The sequence below is a fragment of the Cohnella boryungensis genome (assembly GCF_042651945.1).
GTDB lineage: Bacteria > Bacillota > Bacilli > Paenibacillales > Paenibacillaceae > Cohnella > Cohnella boryungensis.
In genome coordinates this window covers 1-17,084 of the sequence record NZ_JBHSED010000033.1, presented here as the reverse complement: position 1 = coordinate 17,084, position 17,084 = coordinate 1, and the positions used below count along the sequence as shown (strand labels likewise).

The window sequence follows — 17,084 nt, the reverse complement described above, 5'->3', positions numbered from 1 at the left end:
CCACAACGGAATCGCGGGCTTCAACGATTGCCGTACTTGACGTATTTTCCTAGATCCCGGAATACGTTGGCCCGATGGCACGCCGTTGCCACGACGACGAGAATCGGACCGATAATGAGGCCGAGAATGCCGAACAGCTTAAGGCCGACGAACATGGCAATCAGCGTCGGAAGCGGATCGAGGCCAACGCTTGAGGCCAGCACCTTGGGCTCGATAAATTGACGGGCTACCAGGATGCAGCCATACAGGACGGAGAGCTGCGTTCCAATCTGCCAATCGCCGCTAAGGAACGTATACGCAATCCAGGGAATCATCGCCGCGCCTACGCCCAGATAGGGCAGCAAATCTACGAATCCGATAATCAGGCCGATAGACAAGGCATTTTTTACGCCAATGAGCCATAGCCCGATCACGACGACTGCCGTTGTGATTGAAATCATAATCAATTGAGCCCTGATGTAGCCGAAGAGAGCCTGCCGCAGATCCTTCCAGACGACGCCCGCTCTTCGGATCAGGCTGCGAGGGAAGCCCAGCTTGATGCGCCTAGCGTATCTCTGCCAATCCTTGCTGATAAAGAAGGAAGCGAGCAGGGAGACGATGGCGATCGTGGCTACCGCAGGCAAAGAATAAAGAATGTTCACGATGCCGTTAAAGAAGAGGCTGATCAATCCGGTCCCGGCGTGGGTAATAGCCTGGGCGGTGTCCGAGATGCTGCTGTTGATCGTTTCTTTATAATCGGGATTATGCCGATAGAAGTCATTGATCCGCGTCATGACGTCCTGAATTTCGGGATTGGACAGCAAGTCGTTGAAGGCCTTCTCTCCCCATGCCACCAAGCTCTGCATCGAACCCGACAGACTCATAATCTCTTCTACAAGACGAATGATGAGGGCGGATATGATCGTCAGCATAGCCGCGGCGAAGAGGGTCAGGGTAATGCTCGCCGCTAGCCAGCGCGGCATACGGGCTTTGGACTGAAGCAGGTTGACCAAGGGATTCAAGGCATAGGCGAGCAGCCATCCGAGCAGGAACGGATAGAGAAAGGGCATCGCCTTCCAGAGCAGCAGCACGGTGAGCGCAAGCAGCATTGCAATCAGGAGCAATCGCGACAACTGACCGCCGATTTTTCGATTGATGGCAATCTCCTTCTTCCCGAGTTGAATTTCATTTAACGTTGCGTTAACGATTCGATAACTTACGCTTTACATTCGACCAACATAATGAAGGAGACAAGTCGGCGTTGGTTAGGCGTCGCTGGCATCATGAACAGGGGGAAAGGAAATGTCTGGCGTCAAAAAATACATTAACCGCGATTTAAGCTGGCTGGAGTTCAACAGACGGGTGCTAGAAGAGGCCGAGGATCCGAACACCCCTCTTCTCGAGCGCTTTCAATTTCTGTCCATCGTGCAAAGCAATCTAGATGAGTTTATGAGCGTCAGAGTCGCGGGATTACAAGCGCAGAGCAAAGCCGGATACTCGAAGACGGATTTTACCGGCTATACGCCTCAAGGGCTGATCAAGCGGCTCTTGAAACGAACGTCCCGCATGGTACGGGAGCAGCATCGCACCTATCGCGATTTGCTGCGACTGTTGGCCAAGGAAGGCGTCACGTTGACGACCTTCGCGGATTTGCAAGCCGAACAGAAGCAGCACCTTACGGAGTATTTCAAACAGATCGTTTATCCGGTGCTGACGCCGATGGCGGTCGATCAGAGCCGTCCTTTTCCCTTGGTGCACAGCAAGGAATTATATTTGGCGGCAGTCTTGAAGCGGGAGGAAGGGGAAGGGAACGAAGACGGCGAGGAAACCTATTGCGCGATCGTACAGGTGCCTTCCATTCTGACCCGCACGATTGTTGTGCCCGGGCGCCGCAACAGCCGGAAGCTGGTCTATTTGCTGCTTGAGGATTTGATCAAGGAGCATATCGGCCTGCTGTTTACGGGCTATCAGGCGGAAGCGGTTCATGCGTTTCGCGTTACCCGCAATTCGGACCTGACCCCGAACGAAGAAGGAGCGGAGGATCTGCTTCAAGAGATCGAGAAGGAGCTTCGCAGAAGACAGAGAGGCCTGCCGGTGCGTCTGGAAGCCGAGAAGGGCATCCATCCCGATGCGCTTGAGCTGCTGCGGGACGAGTTGGAGCTCGAGGAGGAATTTATCGACGAGATCGACGGCCCGCTGGATCTGGGCTTCTTGTCCAAGTTCGCAGGGTCGCTTCCTAACTATGATCATTTGCGTTATCCGAAATACGAGCCGGTCTACCCGGAGGAGTTCGACGATACGGACGATATTTTGTCGGTCCTGCGGGAGAAGGACGTGCTTGTCTATCATCCTTACGAATCCTTCGAGGTCGTGAACGATTTTGTCCTGGAAGCGGCTGCCGATCCGAACGTCTTAGCTATCAAGATGACGCTTTACCGCGTCAATGTGAACTCCGTGCTGATTAAGGAGCTGGCAAGAGCAGCGGAATCCGGGAAGCAGGTTACCGTTGTCGTGGAAATCAAGGCCAGGTTCGACGAAGCCCGCAATATCGCTTGGGCGCGCCAGCTGGAGAAGGCCGGCTGCCACGTCGTGTACGGCTTGGTCGGGTTGAAGACGCATGCCAAGATTACGCTTGTCGTGCGCAAGGAAGCCGATATGCTGCGCAGGTACGTTCATGTGGGAACCGGCAACTACAACGAAAACACTTCTCGTCTGTACACCGATGCGGGACTGTTCACGAGCCATCCCGATATCGGGGCTGACGCGACGGCCTTATTCAATGAAATGACAGGCTATTCCGCGCCGCATCTCTGGTCCTCCTTCGCCGTAGCTCCGATCGGCTTGAAGCCGAAGCTGTTCGAGCTGATCGATCGGGAGATCGCCGATGCAAAGGCCGGGAAGCCGGCAAGAATCGTGGCGAAGATGAACTCTCTGTCGAATCAGTCGATGATCGACAAGCTCTATGAAGCTTCTCAAGCGGGCGTGAAAATCGAATTGATCGTCAGGGGAGTCTGCTGCTTGCGTCCGGGCGTTCCGGGCCTGAGCGATAACATCCGGGTTGTCAGCATCGTGGATCGGTATCTTGAGCATGCGAGAATACTCGCCGTCGCTGCAGGAGGGACAGAGGAGGTCTATATTACCAGCGCGGACTGGATGACGCGCAACCTGATCCGGAGAGTCGAGCTGATGTGCCCGGTATACGATCCGGGATTGCGCCAAATGCTGATGAACGTGCTTCAAATGAATCTGCTGGACAACGTCAAAGCGCGGGAACTGAAGTCTACGGGGTCGTATGAGAGGGTTGTGAACGACCAACCGCCGCTGCGCAGTCAATTCGAAGCGGCGGATATTCCGCTCTGGAAATCGATTGCGGCGGCGGTAGACGCCTGATTAGCGAAGGGAAGGGGAATGGCTTGCCCGTATGTGCAGTTCGGGGGTCGTTCCCCAATTTTTTTTGAATTCCTTGGCTATGCTTTCAATTTCCGTCGTCTCCACGGGAAGCGAATGCTCGGCTTGGGCAATGAGCTGGAGCTTCGAGCCTTTGATCCGGAGCTCCAGCGAGGAGATGGCTTGGGATTCGCTGCGATCCAGCGCACATGCGAGCTGAAGCAGCGTTCCTAGCTTCGCGATCGCCTCCGCGTCCCCTTGCCGCAGCATCGAGCGATAGGGAGCAAGCTTGCGTCTGAGCGCGTTGGCCCCCGTGTAAGAGGCGATTGCCGCCGTGATAATCATCTCCCGGTGCGATAAGCCGTTCCAGTGAGTATGCAGCAGAATATAGAAGGTATGCTCCGCACAGTCGTTGTAATCGACGACGGCGCCTATTCGGAACAGGCGAGCAGCGGCGTCCAGCAGGCGGCGGCTGCCTTCGGGAAAGTCGGCTTCGGAACGAAGCCTGTCGTACATGGAGACGGCCAATCGGCGCACCTGCTCCAGATGGCCATGAGGCGCGGTGGGATACAAGGCATTCAGATTGCGAATGCTTTCCTCCAGTACGTCCTCGCCGGATGCCAGACGAAGATGCGGAAGGCAGGTTTCATAGAACAAGCCGTCGCGAAGGCCCGTACCGCTTACGACTAGGCCGGAGCAGCGCGTCTGCTGCATGACGCCCAGCAGAATGGCCAGTCCCGGGACGATGACGTCGCCGCGGTCCTTGGACAGGCCCGGTTTTTTCCTTCGCTGCTCCAGACTCAGGGCGGACAGATCGTTAAGCGTCGTGCCGATTTCCTCCGCCGCCAGTCCGTATCCGTGCAGCAGCGGGAACGGATATCCCGATTCGCGCTGGCGAAGCTTGGCAATCGCGCGAACGGTGCCGCCCAGTCCGATCAGTGGGAGTTCGGGATGCTCGGTAATCCAGGGCTCTCCGTCGAGCAACTGCTTCACTTCTATCTGAATGTCCGCCAGCTTGCCGCGGGGAACCGGGCCGCCGCCCAGATGATGACGCGCAGAAGTATTGACGCAGCCGATCGGGAAAGAAACGGCGGACACGACCTTCCGGTCGCGGATGAGCGTAACCTCGGTGCTGCCTCCGCCGATATCGATGACAAAGCCGTTCGTCACGGTCAGGCTGTTCAGCACCGCCGCGCTGCCGATCCGGGCTTCGTCCTCGCCGGACAGAATGTCGACGGTGATGCCGGTTGCTTCCTTCAGTCGGCGGATAACGTCATCTCGGTTGGCCGCTTGCCGGATGGCTGCCGTAGCGACGGCGCGAACCCGGCTGGCCCCGTGCTTCTCGCAGATTCGTCCATAGTGGCGGAGCACCTCCGCGAGCTCATTGACGACTTCGTCCGGCAGCGTTCCGTCCGAACCCATGCGTTGGCTCAGCCTTGCCGCCCAGCGGCCCTGATCGACGACACGGTAAGCGCCGTTCTCCGCCAATTGGTAGACGGACAAGCGCACCGTATTGGAGCCGATATCGATAATGCCGGTTACTTGATGACGGATTTCGTCCATTTGAATCCTCCAGCGGTTAGAACTTCCGTACTATTGTAGCACAAAATGCTCCTTGGAATAATTAGCGCCTTTAAGCAAATGACTAAACTGCCTCATTTTACTTCCAAGAACGAAACGTTATGATTCCGATAAAGCATTTTTATGTCCCGTTCGGTTCCATTCGCCGGGGAAATCGATTATCATTAAAAAAGGTCAAAAATGTTAGGTTTATTACGGTTTGCGTGTAATATGAACTCGGGAGAGCGTCAAGCTCGCGCGCAGGCGGTTTTCGATTTCCGATGGCAGCTTGAGACAGGCCGGAGGAATTGTATTTTACGGTTAAAGGAGAGAGAAAATATGACAGCAACCAAAGGCCTCGAAGGCATTGTCGCCGCGAAATCCTCCATAAGCTCGATTATCGACGGCGTCTTGACCTATCAGGGCATTAACATCGACGAACTGGCTGAGAAAGCCTCGTTCGAAGAAGTTATCTATTTGCTCTGGAACGGCAAGCTACCTACACAATCGGAGCTGGACAAATTGATCTCTCAGCTCGGCGAGTACGCCGCTGTTCCGAACGAGGTGATCGACGGGTTGCGTCTGTACCCGCAAGGCGCGAATTCAATGGCTTCGCTCCGTACGCTCGTATCCAGCCTGGCCCTGTATGACGAAGAAGCGAATGACATGAGCAAGGAAGCGAACTATCGCAAAGCGATCAAGCTGCAGGCGCAGCTTCCGACGGTAGTCGCTGCTTTCGCGCGTCTTCGCGAAGGCAAAGAGCCGATCGCGCCGAAGAAAGGCGTCGGCGTCGCTCATAACTTCCTATACATGCTGACCGGCGAGGAGCCGGCTCAAGTGGCTGTGGAAGCCATGGATAAAGCGCTTGTGCTGCATGCGGATCACGAGCTGAACGCGTCCACCTTCGCTGCCCGCGTTACCGTCGCTACGTTGTCGGATATTTATTCCGGCGTAACGTCGGCCATCGGCGCCTTGAAGGGGCCGTTGCACGGCGGAGCGAATGAGGCTGTGATGGTGATGCTTGATGAAATCGGTTCCCTGGCGAACGTGGAGCCGTATATTCAGAACAAGCTGGACAACAAAGTGAAGATCATGGGCTTTGGTCACCGCGTCTACAAGCACGGCGATCCTCGCGCCAAGCATCTTATGCAGATGTCCCGCCAGCTCGGCGAGCTGAAAGGCGATATGAAGCTGTACGAGATGTCCGTCAAGATCGAGGAACTCGTAACGGGTCAGAAGGGGCTTAAGCCGAACGTGGATTTCTACTCCGCATCTTGTTATACGATGCTGGGCATTCCGCGCGACCTGTTTACGCCAATCTTTGCAATCAGCCGCGTATCCGGATGGACCGCCCACATTCTTGAGCAATTCGAGGACAACCGTCTTATCCGTCCGCGGGCGGAATATGTCGGGCCGGCAGACCAGCACTATGTGCCGGTATCCGAGCGGGGCTAATTCAAATACGTCCGGCGAGTTTGCCTTCACCTTGGTGCGAGGGACGAGTCGCCGGTTCTTTGCGAGAAAATTTGATTCTACTTTCAGGAGGAGATTTGTTCATGAAACTCGAAAAATTCGCAGCGCCGACATCCGGCGAGAAAATCACGGTTACCAACGGGGTTCTTAACGTTCCTAACAATCCGATTATTCCATTTATCGAAGGCGACGGCACGGGTCGCGACATCTGGAAGGCTTCCAAGCGCGTGCTTGACGCGGCTGTCGAGAAAGCTTACAACGGCGAGAAGCAAATTGCCTGGTACGAAGTGTTCGCAGGCGAGAAGGCGTTCAATACTTACGGCGAGTGGCTGCCTAACGATACGCTGGAAGCGATTCGCGAGATGATCATCGCGATCAAAGGACCATTGACTACGCCAATCGGCGGCGGCATTCGTTCCTTGAACGTTGCTCTTCGCCAGGAGCTTGACCTGTATGTTTGCTTGCGTCCTGTTCGTTACTTTAACGGCGTTCCTTCGCCGGTTAAGCGTCCTGAACTGGTCGACATGGTTATTTTCCGTGAAAATACAGAAGATATCTATGCGGGCATCGAATATCAATCCGGCACTGAGCAAGTGAAGAAAGTGCTTGAGTTCCTGCAGAAGGAAATGGGAGTTAACAAAATCCGCTTCCCTGAAACGTCCGGTATCGGCATCAAGCCGGTGTCGTCCGAAGGCTCCAAGCGTCTCGTGCGCGCGGCGATCGAATATGCAATCAAGCATGGCCGCAAGTCCGTTACGCTTGTCCACAAAGGCAATATCATGAAGTTCACCGAGGGCGCGTTCAAGAACTGGGGCTACGAAGTGGCTGAGCAAGAGTTCGGCGACAAAGTGTTCACTTGGGGCCAATACGACCAAATCAAAGCCGACAAAGGCGAAGAGGCGGCTAACGCAGCTCAGAAAGCGGCTCTTGATGAAGGCAAAATCCTGATCAAGGACGCGATCGCCGACATCGCGCTTCAACAAGTTTTGACTCGTCCGACCGACTTCGACGTCATTGCAACGCTGAACCTGAACGGCGACTATCTGTCCGACGCTCTGGCAGCTCAAGTAGGCGGTATCGGAATCGCACCGGGAGCGAACATCAACTACGTGACAGGCCACGCGATCTTCGAAGCGACTCACGGCACGGCTCCGAAATACGCAGACAAAGACGTCGTGAACCCGGGCTCCGTTATTCTATCCGGCGTTATGATGCTGGAGCACCTGGGCTGGCTGGAAGCGGCCGATCTGATCTACAAAGGCCTCGAAAAATCGATCAACAACAAAGTCGTGACCTATGACTTTGCACGTCTGATGGAGGGCGCTACGGAAGTCAAATGCTCCGCATTCGCCGACGAGATCATCAAAAACTTCTAATTGCCTGTAAAGCAACTCCCTCAGAGGGGCAGCTAATAAGGCGTGCAGTTCTCCTCATCGGCATTGCCGTAAACTTGCGGCCGGACGAGCGGTGGCGGATGGGCTGCACAATGAAGCATGTGCGAGAGCGCATAGGAGAGAACCGCTGCCTGTATAGGCTGCGGTTCTCTGGGCAGAATGGGCAAATACAGGTTGTCCGTGCGTGCGCAGAGTGCCGGATTAGTTGCAGTGAGTGCAACTAATTCGGCTCGATGTCGGCGCTGGAGCGAATTAGTTGCAGAAAGTGCGACTATATTGCGGGGCTGCGTGCGAAAACGCGAGGTTGGCGGGGATTAGTTGCAGTGAGTGCAACTAATCCGGCTCAGTGTCGGTGTTGGAGCGAGTTAGTTGCAGAACGTGCAACTATATTGCGGAACTGCGTGCGAAAACGCGAGGTTGGCGGGGATTAGTTGCAGTGGGTGCAACTAATCCGGCTCAGTGTCGGTGTTGGAGCGAGTTAGTTGCAGAAAGTGCGACTATATTGCGGACTTGCGTGCGAAAACGCGAGGTTGGCGGGGATTAGTTACAGTGAGTGCAACTAATCCGGCTCAGTGTCGGTGTTGGAGCGAGTTAGTTGCAGAAAGTGCAACTATATTGCGGAGCTGCGGGCGAAAACGCACGGATGGCGGAGATTAGTTGCAGTGGATGCAACTAATCCGGCTCAGTGTCGGTGTTGGAGCGAGTTAGTTGCAGAAAGTGCGACTATATTGCGGACTTGCGTGCGAAAACGCGAGGTTGGCGGGGATTAGTTACAGTGAGTGCAACTAATCCGGCTCAGTGTCGGTGTTGGAGCGAGTTAGTTGCAGAAAGTGCGACTATATTGCGGACTTGCGTGCGAAAACGCGCGGATGGCGGAGATTAGTTGCAGTGGATGCAACTAATGCGGCCCTATGGCGGCGTTGGAGCGAATTAGTTGCAGAAAGTACAACTATAATGCGGAACTGCGTGCGAAAACGCGTGGTCAGCGGGGATTAGTTGCAGTGGGTGCAACTAATGCGGCGCGATGTCGACGAAGAAGCGAGTTAGTTGCAGAAAGTGCAACTATATTGCGGAGCTGCGTGCGAAAACGCGTGGTCAGCGGGGATTAGTTGCAGAAAGTGCAACTATATTGCGGAACTGCGTGCGAAAACGCGAGGTTGGCGGGGATTAGTTGCAGTGGGTGCAACTAATCCGGCTCAGTGTCGGTGTTGGAGCGAATTAGTTGCAGAAGGTGCAACTATCCGCGATATTAGTTGAAGGAAGCACGGAAGCAGGATCAACCAAAATGATGCACATCAGGCGAGCCTCGGCTGTCTGGGCATACGACAAGGGGGACAATCGAAGTGGCGATCAAACGTGCGAAAATTACGGTTGTAGGCGCAGGATTTACGGGCGCGACCACGGCACTTATGCTGGCGCAGAAGGAACTGGGGGACGTTGTGCTCCTGGACATCCCTCAGCTGGAGAACCCGACTAAGGGCAAAGCTCTGGATATGATGGAATCGACACCGGTGCAAGGCATTGACTCCAATATCGTAGGTACGGCAGATTATCAGGATTCCGCGAATTCGGATGTCGTCATTATTACGGCAGGCATTGCCCGTAAACCGGGTATGAGCCGCGATGATCTCGTCAACACGAATGCCGGTATCGTCAAATCCGTGTGCGAAAATATTAAGGCGACCAGTCCGAACGCTTATGTCATCCTCCTGTCCAATCCCGTTGATGCAATGACTTATGTGGCCTACAAAACGCTCGGCTTCCCCAAAAATCGCGTAATCGGCCAATCCGGCGTCCTCGACACGGCGCGTTACAACACCTTTCTGGCGCAAGCATTGAACGTATCCGTTGAAGACGTGCGCGGAGTCGTTCTCGGCGGCCATGGCGACGATATGGTGCCGCTTGTCCGCTACACGACAATCGGGGGGATCCCGGTGGAGAAGCTGCTGCCGAAGGAGCAGATCGACGCTATCGTAGCCCGTGCTCGCGTAGGCGGCGGCGAGATCGTGAACCTGCTCGGCAACGGCAGCGCGTACTATGCCCCTGCTGCCTCCCTCGTCCAAATGACGGAGGCGATCCTGAAGGATAAGAAGCGCATCCTTCCGATCATTGGGCTGCTTCAGGGCGAATACGGCTATGACGATCTGTTCATGGGCGTACTGGCTGTTCTGGGCGGAGACGGCATCGAAAAAGTTATCGAGATCGAGTTGACGGCGGAGGAGAAAGCCGCCCTCGACAAATCCGCCGATTCGGTGCGCAACGTCATCAAAATCGTCGAAAACGCGTAATAGTCAAGGAACAGAACCGGGGGAGCCATTAGGCTCTCCCTTTTTCACGACTATTGTCCGAACGGAAAAACAGACATTTTATTCCATGATTTCTTCGCGGATTCGTCACCTTTCAAAAGGACAATATGGTTTTGTTCGATGTTGATTTTGTGTATACTTAGGTTGTCTTAGTTTGTTAACTATTGGGGGGAAATTGGGAATGTACAATGTCATGCTGTTTCTGCACGTTGTCGGTGCGGTCGGAATGGGCATCTATGCGATCTTGCCGTTCGTAGCGGGCAAATTCAAGCAACTGTCGGGGCCGGCTCAGGAGGGACTTGCACGGGGGCTGATCTTGGGCGGAAGATTCGGACAATACGCGCTCATTCTGCAATTGCTGACGGGAGGCTACTTGATTTCCAAAGGAGAGTACACGGTTGCCTGGATGATTACGACAGTTGTCATTTTCGTCGCAATTGGCGCTCTGTCAGGTATCGTGCAAGGTCCTTTGAAGCGCATCGCAGCAGCAGCCGCCAACGGAGAGAGCGCAAGCGCCGCCATCTCGAAGGTTCAAACCCTAAGCGTGATTATCCTTGTGCTGTTCTTGGGGATTATTTGGCTCATGCAGGTGCCTTGGTACAAATAATAAAATGCTTTCAGAAAAGCCCTTGTCCACTCGCTGGAGAAGGGCTTTTCTGCATGCCGCCGCTGCTCCGGCACAGCTTGGAGCGCACTGCCTAAGGAGCTGTCTTTTTCATGATAATGGAACATTTGGGAGTGTCATCGCGTCAGTAACATTGAGATGCGGCGGCGAAGGGCCACGCCAACCTAGAATCCCGAACGACGTCCCGATTTGAAGGAGGAGTCTGTATGAATCGGAATCGGATCAGAACCGTGTTGCTTGTTGTCGCGCTTGCCGTGACGGCCTTATCGTCCGCTTGCGGGATCAAATCCGCCGAGCCGGGGAAAGGCGCTGAACCGTCTGCGGTTCAAGAGCCCGAATATATTGGTTATATTGTGTCGAAGGAAGGAAAACGAATTCTCGTCGTAGACAACAAGGAACAGAGCTTTGGTTCAAGCGGCGGGGCGAGCCACTTCTATAATGCCATTTGGTTTTCGAATGTCGATTCCGGTCTGGAAATCGGTCAGCAGGTCAAAGTATGGTCGGACGGTAAAATCGCCGAATCTTACCCGGGGCAAGGGAAGGCAGTGCGCGTAGAGGTTATTGCGAAGGAACGCCCGGACGGAGCGACGCTGACAGAGCCTGAGGCGGTGCGCAAGGCATTGGCTTCTCCCCGGATCAGCGAGTTCTTTCCGCCGGCAGTAAAGACGATCCAGTTCGACAGGGAGGCGGCAGAGTGGAAAATCGAAATAACGCAGAGCGGTCAGGAGCAAGGAGTCATAGTTACGGTCGCAGACATGTCCGAAGGTGCCAGGGGGCCGATAACGGATGATCAAGAACGTGAAGATGACAAGCCTCCAATGCCGACCGTCACGGCGAACAACGCCTCGCTGAAGGTCTATAGGGGCAGCTACCATTGGGTCAAGGCATCAAAGAAGGTCTCCGCGGATTATGGCAGCACTGCGGAAATTCTGAAGGATAAGCCAAGCGATCGTGTGCGCCCGGAGGAGAAGCTGACCTTCCACTTCGCCGCCCTCCCGCCGACTGAGATTCGTGTAATCCGATTGCTTGCGGCCGACACGATGATGGAGGAGACGATAGTCGACAGCTCGTTCTTTGCTCCAAAGGGACCGGGAGTTTATCTCTACACGCTCAACGCGAGCTGGCAGGATCAAAGCAGTCTTAAAGTTTCTACGGCTTCCTACATTCTCTCCATTGAAGTCGAGGAGCAGATTAAATCGGCCGACTAAGCCTTGGCATCCGGCGGTTCCATCTCGGCAAGCTCATCAAGGGTTCTCTCGAATCCGGGAGCAAGATGGGTCAGAAACCATTCCACCTCCGGCATCTCCAGCTTTTCCAGCTTCTCCTTGGTTTGCTTGCGGGCTGTCGCGAATTCGAGGTTGCCCGAGGACATCTCGCTGAGGCACTTAAGATAGGCATCCAAGAGATCCGCTGCTTTAACCAGCTTATCCAACTCTGGGCGAGAAGGCTTGCCGCTGAGCATTGGGCTGTAGCTGGCCTGAAGGGAAGCGGGGACGGATGACAGCAGGCGCTCTGCCGCCAACGCTTCGATTTCGCGGAAGCTGGCGAGCAGACGGGCATTGTGGTGCTTGACCGGTGTCGGAATATCGCCGGTGAACACCTCGGTCGCGTCATGAAACAAGGCGTAAGCCGCCGCTTCGTCGGGATGGATGTCGCGATGAAATATTTCCCGCGCAATATTGCCGAGAGCATGGGCAAGTATAGCGACATGGAAGGAATGCTCGGCGACATTCTCAGGGGTCGTGCTTCGCATCAGGCTCCATCGCCGGATATGCCGCAATCGGTACAAATAAGCCCAAAAATGATTCGCCATTATCACGACTCCTTTTCTCCCACCGCTCTTCTGTATGATATTATATAATGGATAAGAGCGAACGAACAGAGAGGGGAATTCAGCACTCATGCCTTCATTATTCGAACAAAGCATTTACAAACTCATCGTAGAGACCTCCACGAATCTTCCGGCGGATGTGCGTCGTGCGATCACAGCGGCCCGAGAGGCCGAAGATCGGTCGACCCGGGCCGGGTTATCCTTGACCACGATCGCGCAAAATATCGAGATGGCGGAATGCGACGTGTCTCCCATCTGCCAGGATACAGGAATGCCTACGTTTGTCATTCATACTCCCGTGGGCGCCAACCAAATTGTCATGAAGAAGGAAATCCGCAGCGCCATCGCCCAAGCGACGAAGGACGGAAAGCTTCGCACGAACTCCGTGGATTCCCTGACCGGCTCGAACACGGGAGACAATCTCGGACCGGGCACGCCCGTGATTCACTTCGAGCAATGGGAACGAGACGACATTGACGTGCGTCTGATTCTCAAGGGCGGCGGGTGCGAGAATAAAAATATCCAATACAGCCTGCCCAGCGAGATCGAAGGCCTCGGCAAGGCAGGACGCGATCTCGACGGCATTCGAAAATGCATTCTGCATGCCGTACATCAAGCGCAAGGGCAAGGCTGCAGCGCAGGCTTCATCGGCGTCGGCATCGGAGGCGACCGGACCACTGGCTACGAGCTGGCGAAGCAGCAGCTTTTCCGCGAAGTAGAGGATGTGAACCCGATTCCCGAGCTGGCCAAGCTGGAAGCGTACATTCTGGACAAGGCCAATCAGCTCGGCATCGGCACGATGGGCTTCGGCGGGAACGTTACGCTGCTCGGCTGCAAAATCGGCGTGAATAACCGGCTTCCAGCCAGCTTCTTCGTCTCCGTTGCTTATAATTGCTGGGCATACCGTCGTCAAGGCGTGCTGCTTGACGGCTCCACGCATGAGATCAAAAGCTGGATTTACGAAGGCGGCTCCAATGTATCGATGAAAACCGCGGAGGACGCGGTTGCCGAAGATGTCGCGAAAATCGCCCAGGAAGAGTCGGAGCCAGCAGAAGTCGTATTGCAAATGCCGCTGAGAGAGGAAGACGTGCGCAGACTGAAGGTAGGGGATATCGTCAGATTGAACGGCGTTATGCATACCGGACGCGATGCGCTTCATAAGCACCTGATGGATCACGACGCTCCGCTTGATCTGAACGGGGGCGTCATCTATCACTGCGGCCCGGTTATGGTCAAGGACAGGAGCGGCGAATGGCAAGTCAGAGCGGCGGGGCCGACGACGAGCATCCGGGAAGAGCCGTACCAGGGCGACATCATTAAGAAATTCGGTCTGCGCGCAGTCATCGGCAAAGGCGGAATGGGCAAGAAGACGTTAACGGCGCTGCAAGAGCATGGAGCCGTATATTTGAATGCGATCGGCGGAGCGGCTCAGTATTATGCCAGATGCATTAAAAAAGTAAAAGGCGTAGACTTCATGGAATTCGGCATTCCCGAAGCCATGTGGCACTTTGAAGTGGACAGCTTTACTGCGATCGTGACGATGGATTCTCACGGCAACAGCTTGCATGCCGACGTCGATCTGGATTCCCGAGCGAAATTGGAGCAATTCAAAGATCCCGTTTTCCTATAAGATCAGGCTAAAGGAGCCGTCACGCCCCCATGACCAAATTTCGCCTCAAGCTCACTGTTCTGTTTATACTGCTGATCGGCTTTTCCGTGCTTGCCGCCGGTTTGCTCATGGGCAATTCGTATCAAAAAAACCATCAATCCGCGTTAAAGGACCATATGATTCGGGAGCTGCACGTGTTAAACGCGGCGGTTCCTTGGCCCGATACCGAGGATCAGAGCCAAGCCGGCGCTTACTTGCAAGGGGAGGCGAAGCGGTTCAAGGAAATCGCGGAAATGCGCATCACTTACATCCGCCTCGACGGCAAGGTTATGGGAGATTCCGACCACGCCGCAGAGACGATGGACAACCATCTCAACCGGGCGGAGGTCAAGCAAGCGTTGCGGGAAGGTACGGGCAGCAGCGTCAGGTACAGCGATACGTTGAGGGAAAAAATGATGTATGTCGCCATCAAGGTGAAGTCGGAAGGCAGCGGCGGGCAGGAGGGCATCGTCCGTCTGGCCATGAGTCTGGGCGATGTCGAGCGCAGTCTCAACAACATGTGGCTGGCTCTCGTGTCCGGTCTCATTCTTCTGTTCGCCGTAGCCGGGATGATCAGCTATCGCGTAGCGCTGAGCGTCACAAGGCCGCTGGAGCGGATGACCGTCGCGGCCAAGCGTATGGCGAATATGGATTATGCCACACGCGTGCCCGAGGGCGGCAAGGATGAGGTCGGAGAGCTGGCGCGGACATTGAACGCCATGGCGGCAAGTCTGCAAGAGCAGCTTGATCAGATCGGTGAAAATGGAACGAGGCTACAGAGCGTACTGGATAACATGACGAGCGGCGTCGTGATGATCGCTCCCGGGGGAACGATTACGCTCTATAACCGGGAAGCCGAAGTGCTGCTTGGCAGCACGAACCGCGAGCGAGTCGGCCGGAGCTTTGCGGAAATCCGTCAGCATTTCGAGCTTGTGAGTCTGATCCGGGAGGTACTGGATAATCCCGTCAACGTCCACGAGGAACTGACGGTTTATTTCCCCGAGGAAAGATTGCTTGAAATTCATATGGTGCCGATGACGATGAGCGGAGACGAGGAGCAGGGACTGCTTCTGGTGCTTCAAGACGTCTCCGCGATTCGCCGGCTTGAGCGGATGCGCAGCGAATTCGTCGCCAACGTCTCTCATGAGCTGAAGACGCCGGTTGCGGCGGTAAAGGGCTTCTCGGAGACGCTGTTGTCCGGAGCCATGAACGATCCGGAGACGGCAAGGTCCTTCTTGACCATCATCCACGAAGAAAGCGAACGCCTGAACCGGTTGATCGGCGATATTCTGGAGCTGTCCAAGATTGAATCGCGCCGCTCTCCGCTTCAATTCTCGCCGATCGATCTTGCGGGGTTCTTCGGGCGGATGTCCGAGCTTCTCACGCCGGAGGCCGCCAAGAAAAACATCGAGCTGGACGTTTATCTGGAGGAAGGCCTGTTCCTCGAAGCCGACGAGGATCGGCTGGGCCAGATCGTCATGAATCTGATGCAGAACGGAATCAACTATACGCCGGAAGGCGGAAAAGTCAAAGTACGCGCGGAAATCGTGGAGACGGCCGACGGAGAAGAGGAAGCGGTGCGGATTACCGTGTCGGATACCGGGATCGGCATTCCCAAGAAGGACATCCCGCGCATCTTCGAAAGATTCTACCGCGTCGACAAGGCGCGATCGCGAAGCTCCGGCGGAACGGGTCTTGGCCTGTCCATCGTCAAGCATCTTACCGAGCTGCATCACGGCACGCTCAGAGTGGAAAGCACCGTCGGCGTTGGCTCGCAGTTTATTTTGGAATTACCGTTGCTGCAGCCCTAACATCCGGTTAACGCATTTAATGCTGCGTTAACAAAAGCATGATGTTCGCTTTACAGTGGTATGATAAAAATAACATAAGAGTCAAATTGGCAGCATCGTCTGCCTAAACCGGAGGTGCGCAATGTCGGACAAAATATTGATTATCGAGGATGAACCGACGCTTGCTCGTCTTGTAACCTATAACCTTTCCCAAGAAGGATACGATACCGAAGTCGTAGGCAACGGCGCGGAAGGGCTTCATAAAGCGATACATGAACCGTACGCCATCATTTTTCTGGATTTGATGCTTCCGGGAATGAACGGTTTCGAGGTGCTGCAGAAGCTGCGTCAGAACGGAGTGCGGACACCGGTCATCATCCTTACGGCGCGGAATGCGGAGGAGGAGGTCGTCCAAGGGTTAAAGCTTGGCGCCGACGACTATATCACGAAGCCGTTCGGTGTCGCCGAGCTGCTCGCACGTACGACTGCGGTGCTTCGGCGCTCCCGCAACGAGGACAGCAAGCCGACCAAATCGAATGAAGGAGATCGGGTGATCGCCATCGGCGATCTCCAGATTTTCCCGGACAAGTACGAGGTATTCTCCGCAGGACAATGGATAACGCTTCGTCCCAAGGAGTTCGAGGTGCTGCTTTATCTCGCGGAGCGTCCCGGCATCGTCATCACCCGAGACGATCTGATGAACGTCGTATGGGGCTTCGACTACATCGGCGGACAGCGCACGGTTGACGTCCACGTCAGCTCTTTGCGCAAGAAGCTGGAGCTGAATCAACAAAGCGTTCAGATCGATTCGATTCGCGGTGTCGGCTACAAGCTGTTTCTTAATCGCAAGGCGACTACGTCTAGCGTGTAAGAGGAGCCCTAAGCCCCGCTGCCGCAATGCCCGGCTGAGGAGCCTGGGCTTTTTTTGTGTCGCAGGCGTAGTGAGCGCGCAAGGTCGCAAAATGCGACGAAGGAGCGCCGCCGCAGGCAGAGCGAGCGCGCAAGGTCGCAAAATGCGACGAAGGAGCGCTGCCGCAGGCGAAGCGAGCGCGCAAGGTCGCATTCTGCGACGAAGGAGCGCTGCCGCAGGC

13 protein-coding genes are annotated in these 17,084 nt (G+C 55.2%); 9 read left to right on the top strand and 4 right to left on the bottom strand.

Annotation, left to right across the window (positions count from 1 at the left end; translation table 11 throughout):
- Positions 1–20: 20 nt before the first annotated feature.
- Positions 21–1,112 carry a sporulation integral membrane protein YtvI gene (ytvI, locus tag ACFO1S_RS15240; RefSeq protein ID WP_378127069.1) on the bottom strand — a complete coding sequence of 364 codons (1,092 nt, stop codon included), beginning with the start codon at positions 1,110–1,112 and terminating at the stop codon, positions 21–23.
- A gap of 169 nt (positions 1,113–1,281) precedes the next feature.
- Between ytvI and ppk1 the strand changes: the two genes are divergently transcribed.
- Positions 1,282–3,369 carry a polyphosphate kinase 1 gene (gene ppk1 / locus ACFO1S_RS15235; RefSeq protein WP_204606324.1) on the top strand — a complete coding sequence of 696 codons (2,088 nt, stop codon included), beginning with the start codon at positions 1,282–1,284 and terminating at the stop codon, positions 3,367–3,369.
- On the opposite strand, the gene ACFO1S_RS15230 is transcribed toward ppk1, so the two are convergent.
- A complete protein-coding gene (locus ACFO1S_RS15230) occupies positions 3,370–4,929 on the bottom strand; it encodes a Ppx/GppA phosphatase family protein (protein WP_204606323.1) in 1,560 nt (519 codons plus the stop codon). It abuts the gene before it with no gap.
- Between the two features lie 336 nt (positions 4,930–5,265).
- Here ACFO1S_RS15230 and citZ point away from each other — a divergent pair, with 336 nt between their 5' ends.
- The 5 genes from citZ (at position 5,266) to ACFO1S_RS15205 (ending at position 11,932) form a co-directional block, all read left to right on the top strand.
- Positions 5,266–6,381 carry a citrate synthase gene (gene citZ / locus ACFO1S_RS15225; RefSeq protein WP_204606322.1) on the top strand — a complete coding sequence of 372 codons (1,116 nt, stop codon included), beginning with the start codon at positions 5,266–5,268 and terminating at the stop codon, positions 6,379–6,381.
- A gap of 101 nt (positions 6,382–6,482) precedes the next feature.
- Positions 6,483–7,775: an NADP-dependent isocitrate dehydrogenase gene (gene icd / locus ACFO1S_RS15220; protein WP_204606321.1), complete on the top strand. Its 1,293-nt coding sequence runs from the start codon at positions 6,483–6,485 to the stop codon at positions 7,773–7,775.
- A gap of 1,361 nt (positions 7,776–9,136) precedes the next feature.
- Entirely contained in the window at positions 9,137–10,081 is a 945-nt protein-coding gene (mdh, locus tag ACFO1S_RS15215) for a malate dehydrogenase (RefSeq protein WP_204604344.1), read from the top strand.
- A 199-nt stretch (positions 10,082–10,280) separates the two neighbouring features.
- Positions 10,281–10,706, top strand: a complete 426-nt coding sequence (locus ACFO1S_RS15210) for a DUF2269 family protein (protein WP_204604343.1) — start codon at positions 10,281–10,283, stop codon at positions 10,704–10,706.
- A 224-nt stretch (positions 10,707–10,930) separates the two neighbouring features.
- On the top strand, positions 10,931–11,932 hold the full coding sequence (locus tag ACFO1S_RS15205) for a YobA family protein (protein WP_204604342.1): 1,002 nt from the start codon (positions 10,931–10,933) through the stop codon (positions 11,930–11,932).
- On the opposite strand, the gene yfbR is transcribed toward ACFO1S_RS15205, so the two are convergent.
- Positions 11,929–12,537: a 5'-deoxynucleotidase gene (yfbR, locus tag ACFO1S_RS15200; protein ID WP_204604341.1), complete on the bottom strand. Its 609-nt coding sequence runs from the start codon at positions 12,535–12,537 to the stop codon at positions 11,929–11,931. The genes ACFO1S_RS15205 and yfbR overlap by 4 nt on opposite strands.
- 88 nt (positions 12,538–12,625) lie before the next feature.
- Here yfbR and ACFO1S_RS15195 point away from each other — a divergent pair, with 88 nt between their 5' ends.
- From ACFO1S_RS15195 to ACFO1S_RS15185, 3 genes are all read left to right on the top strand, one after another.
- Positions 12,626–14,185 carry a fumarate hydratase gene (locus ACFO1S_RS15195; RefSeq protein WP_204604340.1) on the top strand — a complete coding sequence of 520 codons (1,560 nt, stop codon included), beginning with the start codon at positions 12,626–12,628 and terminating at the stop codon, positions 14,183–14,185.
- 29 nt (positions 14,186–14,214) lie between these two features.
- Positions 14,215–16,014 carry a two-component system histidine kinase PnpS gene (gene pnpS, locus ACFO1S_RS15190; RefSeq protein ID WP_204604339.1) on the top strand — a complete coding sequence of 600 codons (1,800 nt, stop codon included), beginning with the start codon at positions 14,215–14,217 and terminating at the stop codon, positions 16,012–16,014.
- Positions 16,015–16,135: 121 nt separating this feature from the next.
- Positions 16,136–16,864: a response regulator transcription factor gene (locus ACFO1S_RS15185; RefSeq protein WP_204604338.1), complete on the top strand. Its 729-nt coding sequence runs from the start codon at positions 16,136–16,138 to the stop codon at positions 16,862–16,864.
- Here the strand turns inward: ACFO1S_RS15185 and ACFO1S_RS15180 are convergent.
- Positions 16,854–17,084 (bottom strand): hypothetical protein (locus ACFO1S_RS15180; RefSeq protein WP_378127064.1); only part of this gene is annotated, 231 nt, incomplete at its 5' end. The genes ACFO1S_RS15185 and ACFO1S_RS15180 overlap by 11 nt on opposite strands.

Bases quoted from the DNA above. Each gene is read 5' to 3' on its own strand.
- icd (WP_204606321.1), top strand. From the start codon at position 6,483: ATGAAACTCGAAAAATTCGCAGCGCCGACATCCGGCGAGAAAATCACG.
- ACFO1S_RS15210 (WP_204604343.1), top strand. From the start codon at position 10,281: ATGTACAATGTCATGCTGTTTCTGCACGTTGTCGGTGCGGTCGGAATG.
- pnpS (WP_204604339.1), top strand. From the start codon at position 14,215: ATGACCAAATTTCGCCTCAAGCTCACTGTTCTGTTTATACTGCTGATC.
- citZ (WP_204606322.1), top strand. From the start codon at position 5,266: ATGACAGCAACCAAAGGCCTCGAAGGCATTGTCGCCGCGAAATCCTCC.
- ppk1 (WP_204606324.1), top strand. From the start codon at position 1,282: ATGTCTGGCGTCAAAAAATACATTAACCGCGATTTAAGCTGGCTGGAG.
- ACFO1S_RS15195 (WP_204604340.1), top strand. From the start codon at position 12,626: ATGCCTTCATTATTCGAACAAAGCATTTACAAACTCATCGTAGAGACC.
- ACFO1S_RS15205 (WP_204604342.1), top strand. From the start codon at position 10,931: ATGAATCGGAATCGGATCAGAACCGTGTTGCTTGTTGTCGCGCTTGCC.
- ACFO1S_RS15185 (WP_204604338.1), top strand. From the start codon at position 16,136: ATGTCGGACAAAATATTGATTATCGAGGATGAACCGACGCTTGCTCGT.
- ACFO1S_RS15230 (WP_204606323.1), bottom strand. From the start codon at position 4,929: ATGGACGAAATCCGTCATCAAGTAACCGGCATTATCGATATCGGCTCC.
- yfbR (WP_204604341.1), bottom strand. From the start codon at position 12,537: ATGGCGAATCATTTTTGGGCTTATTTGTACCGATTGCGGCATATCCGG.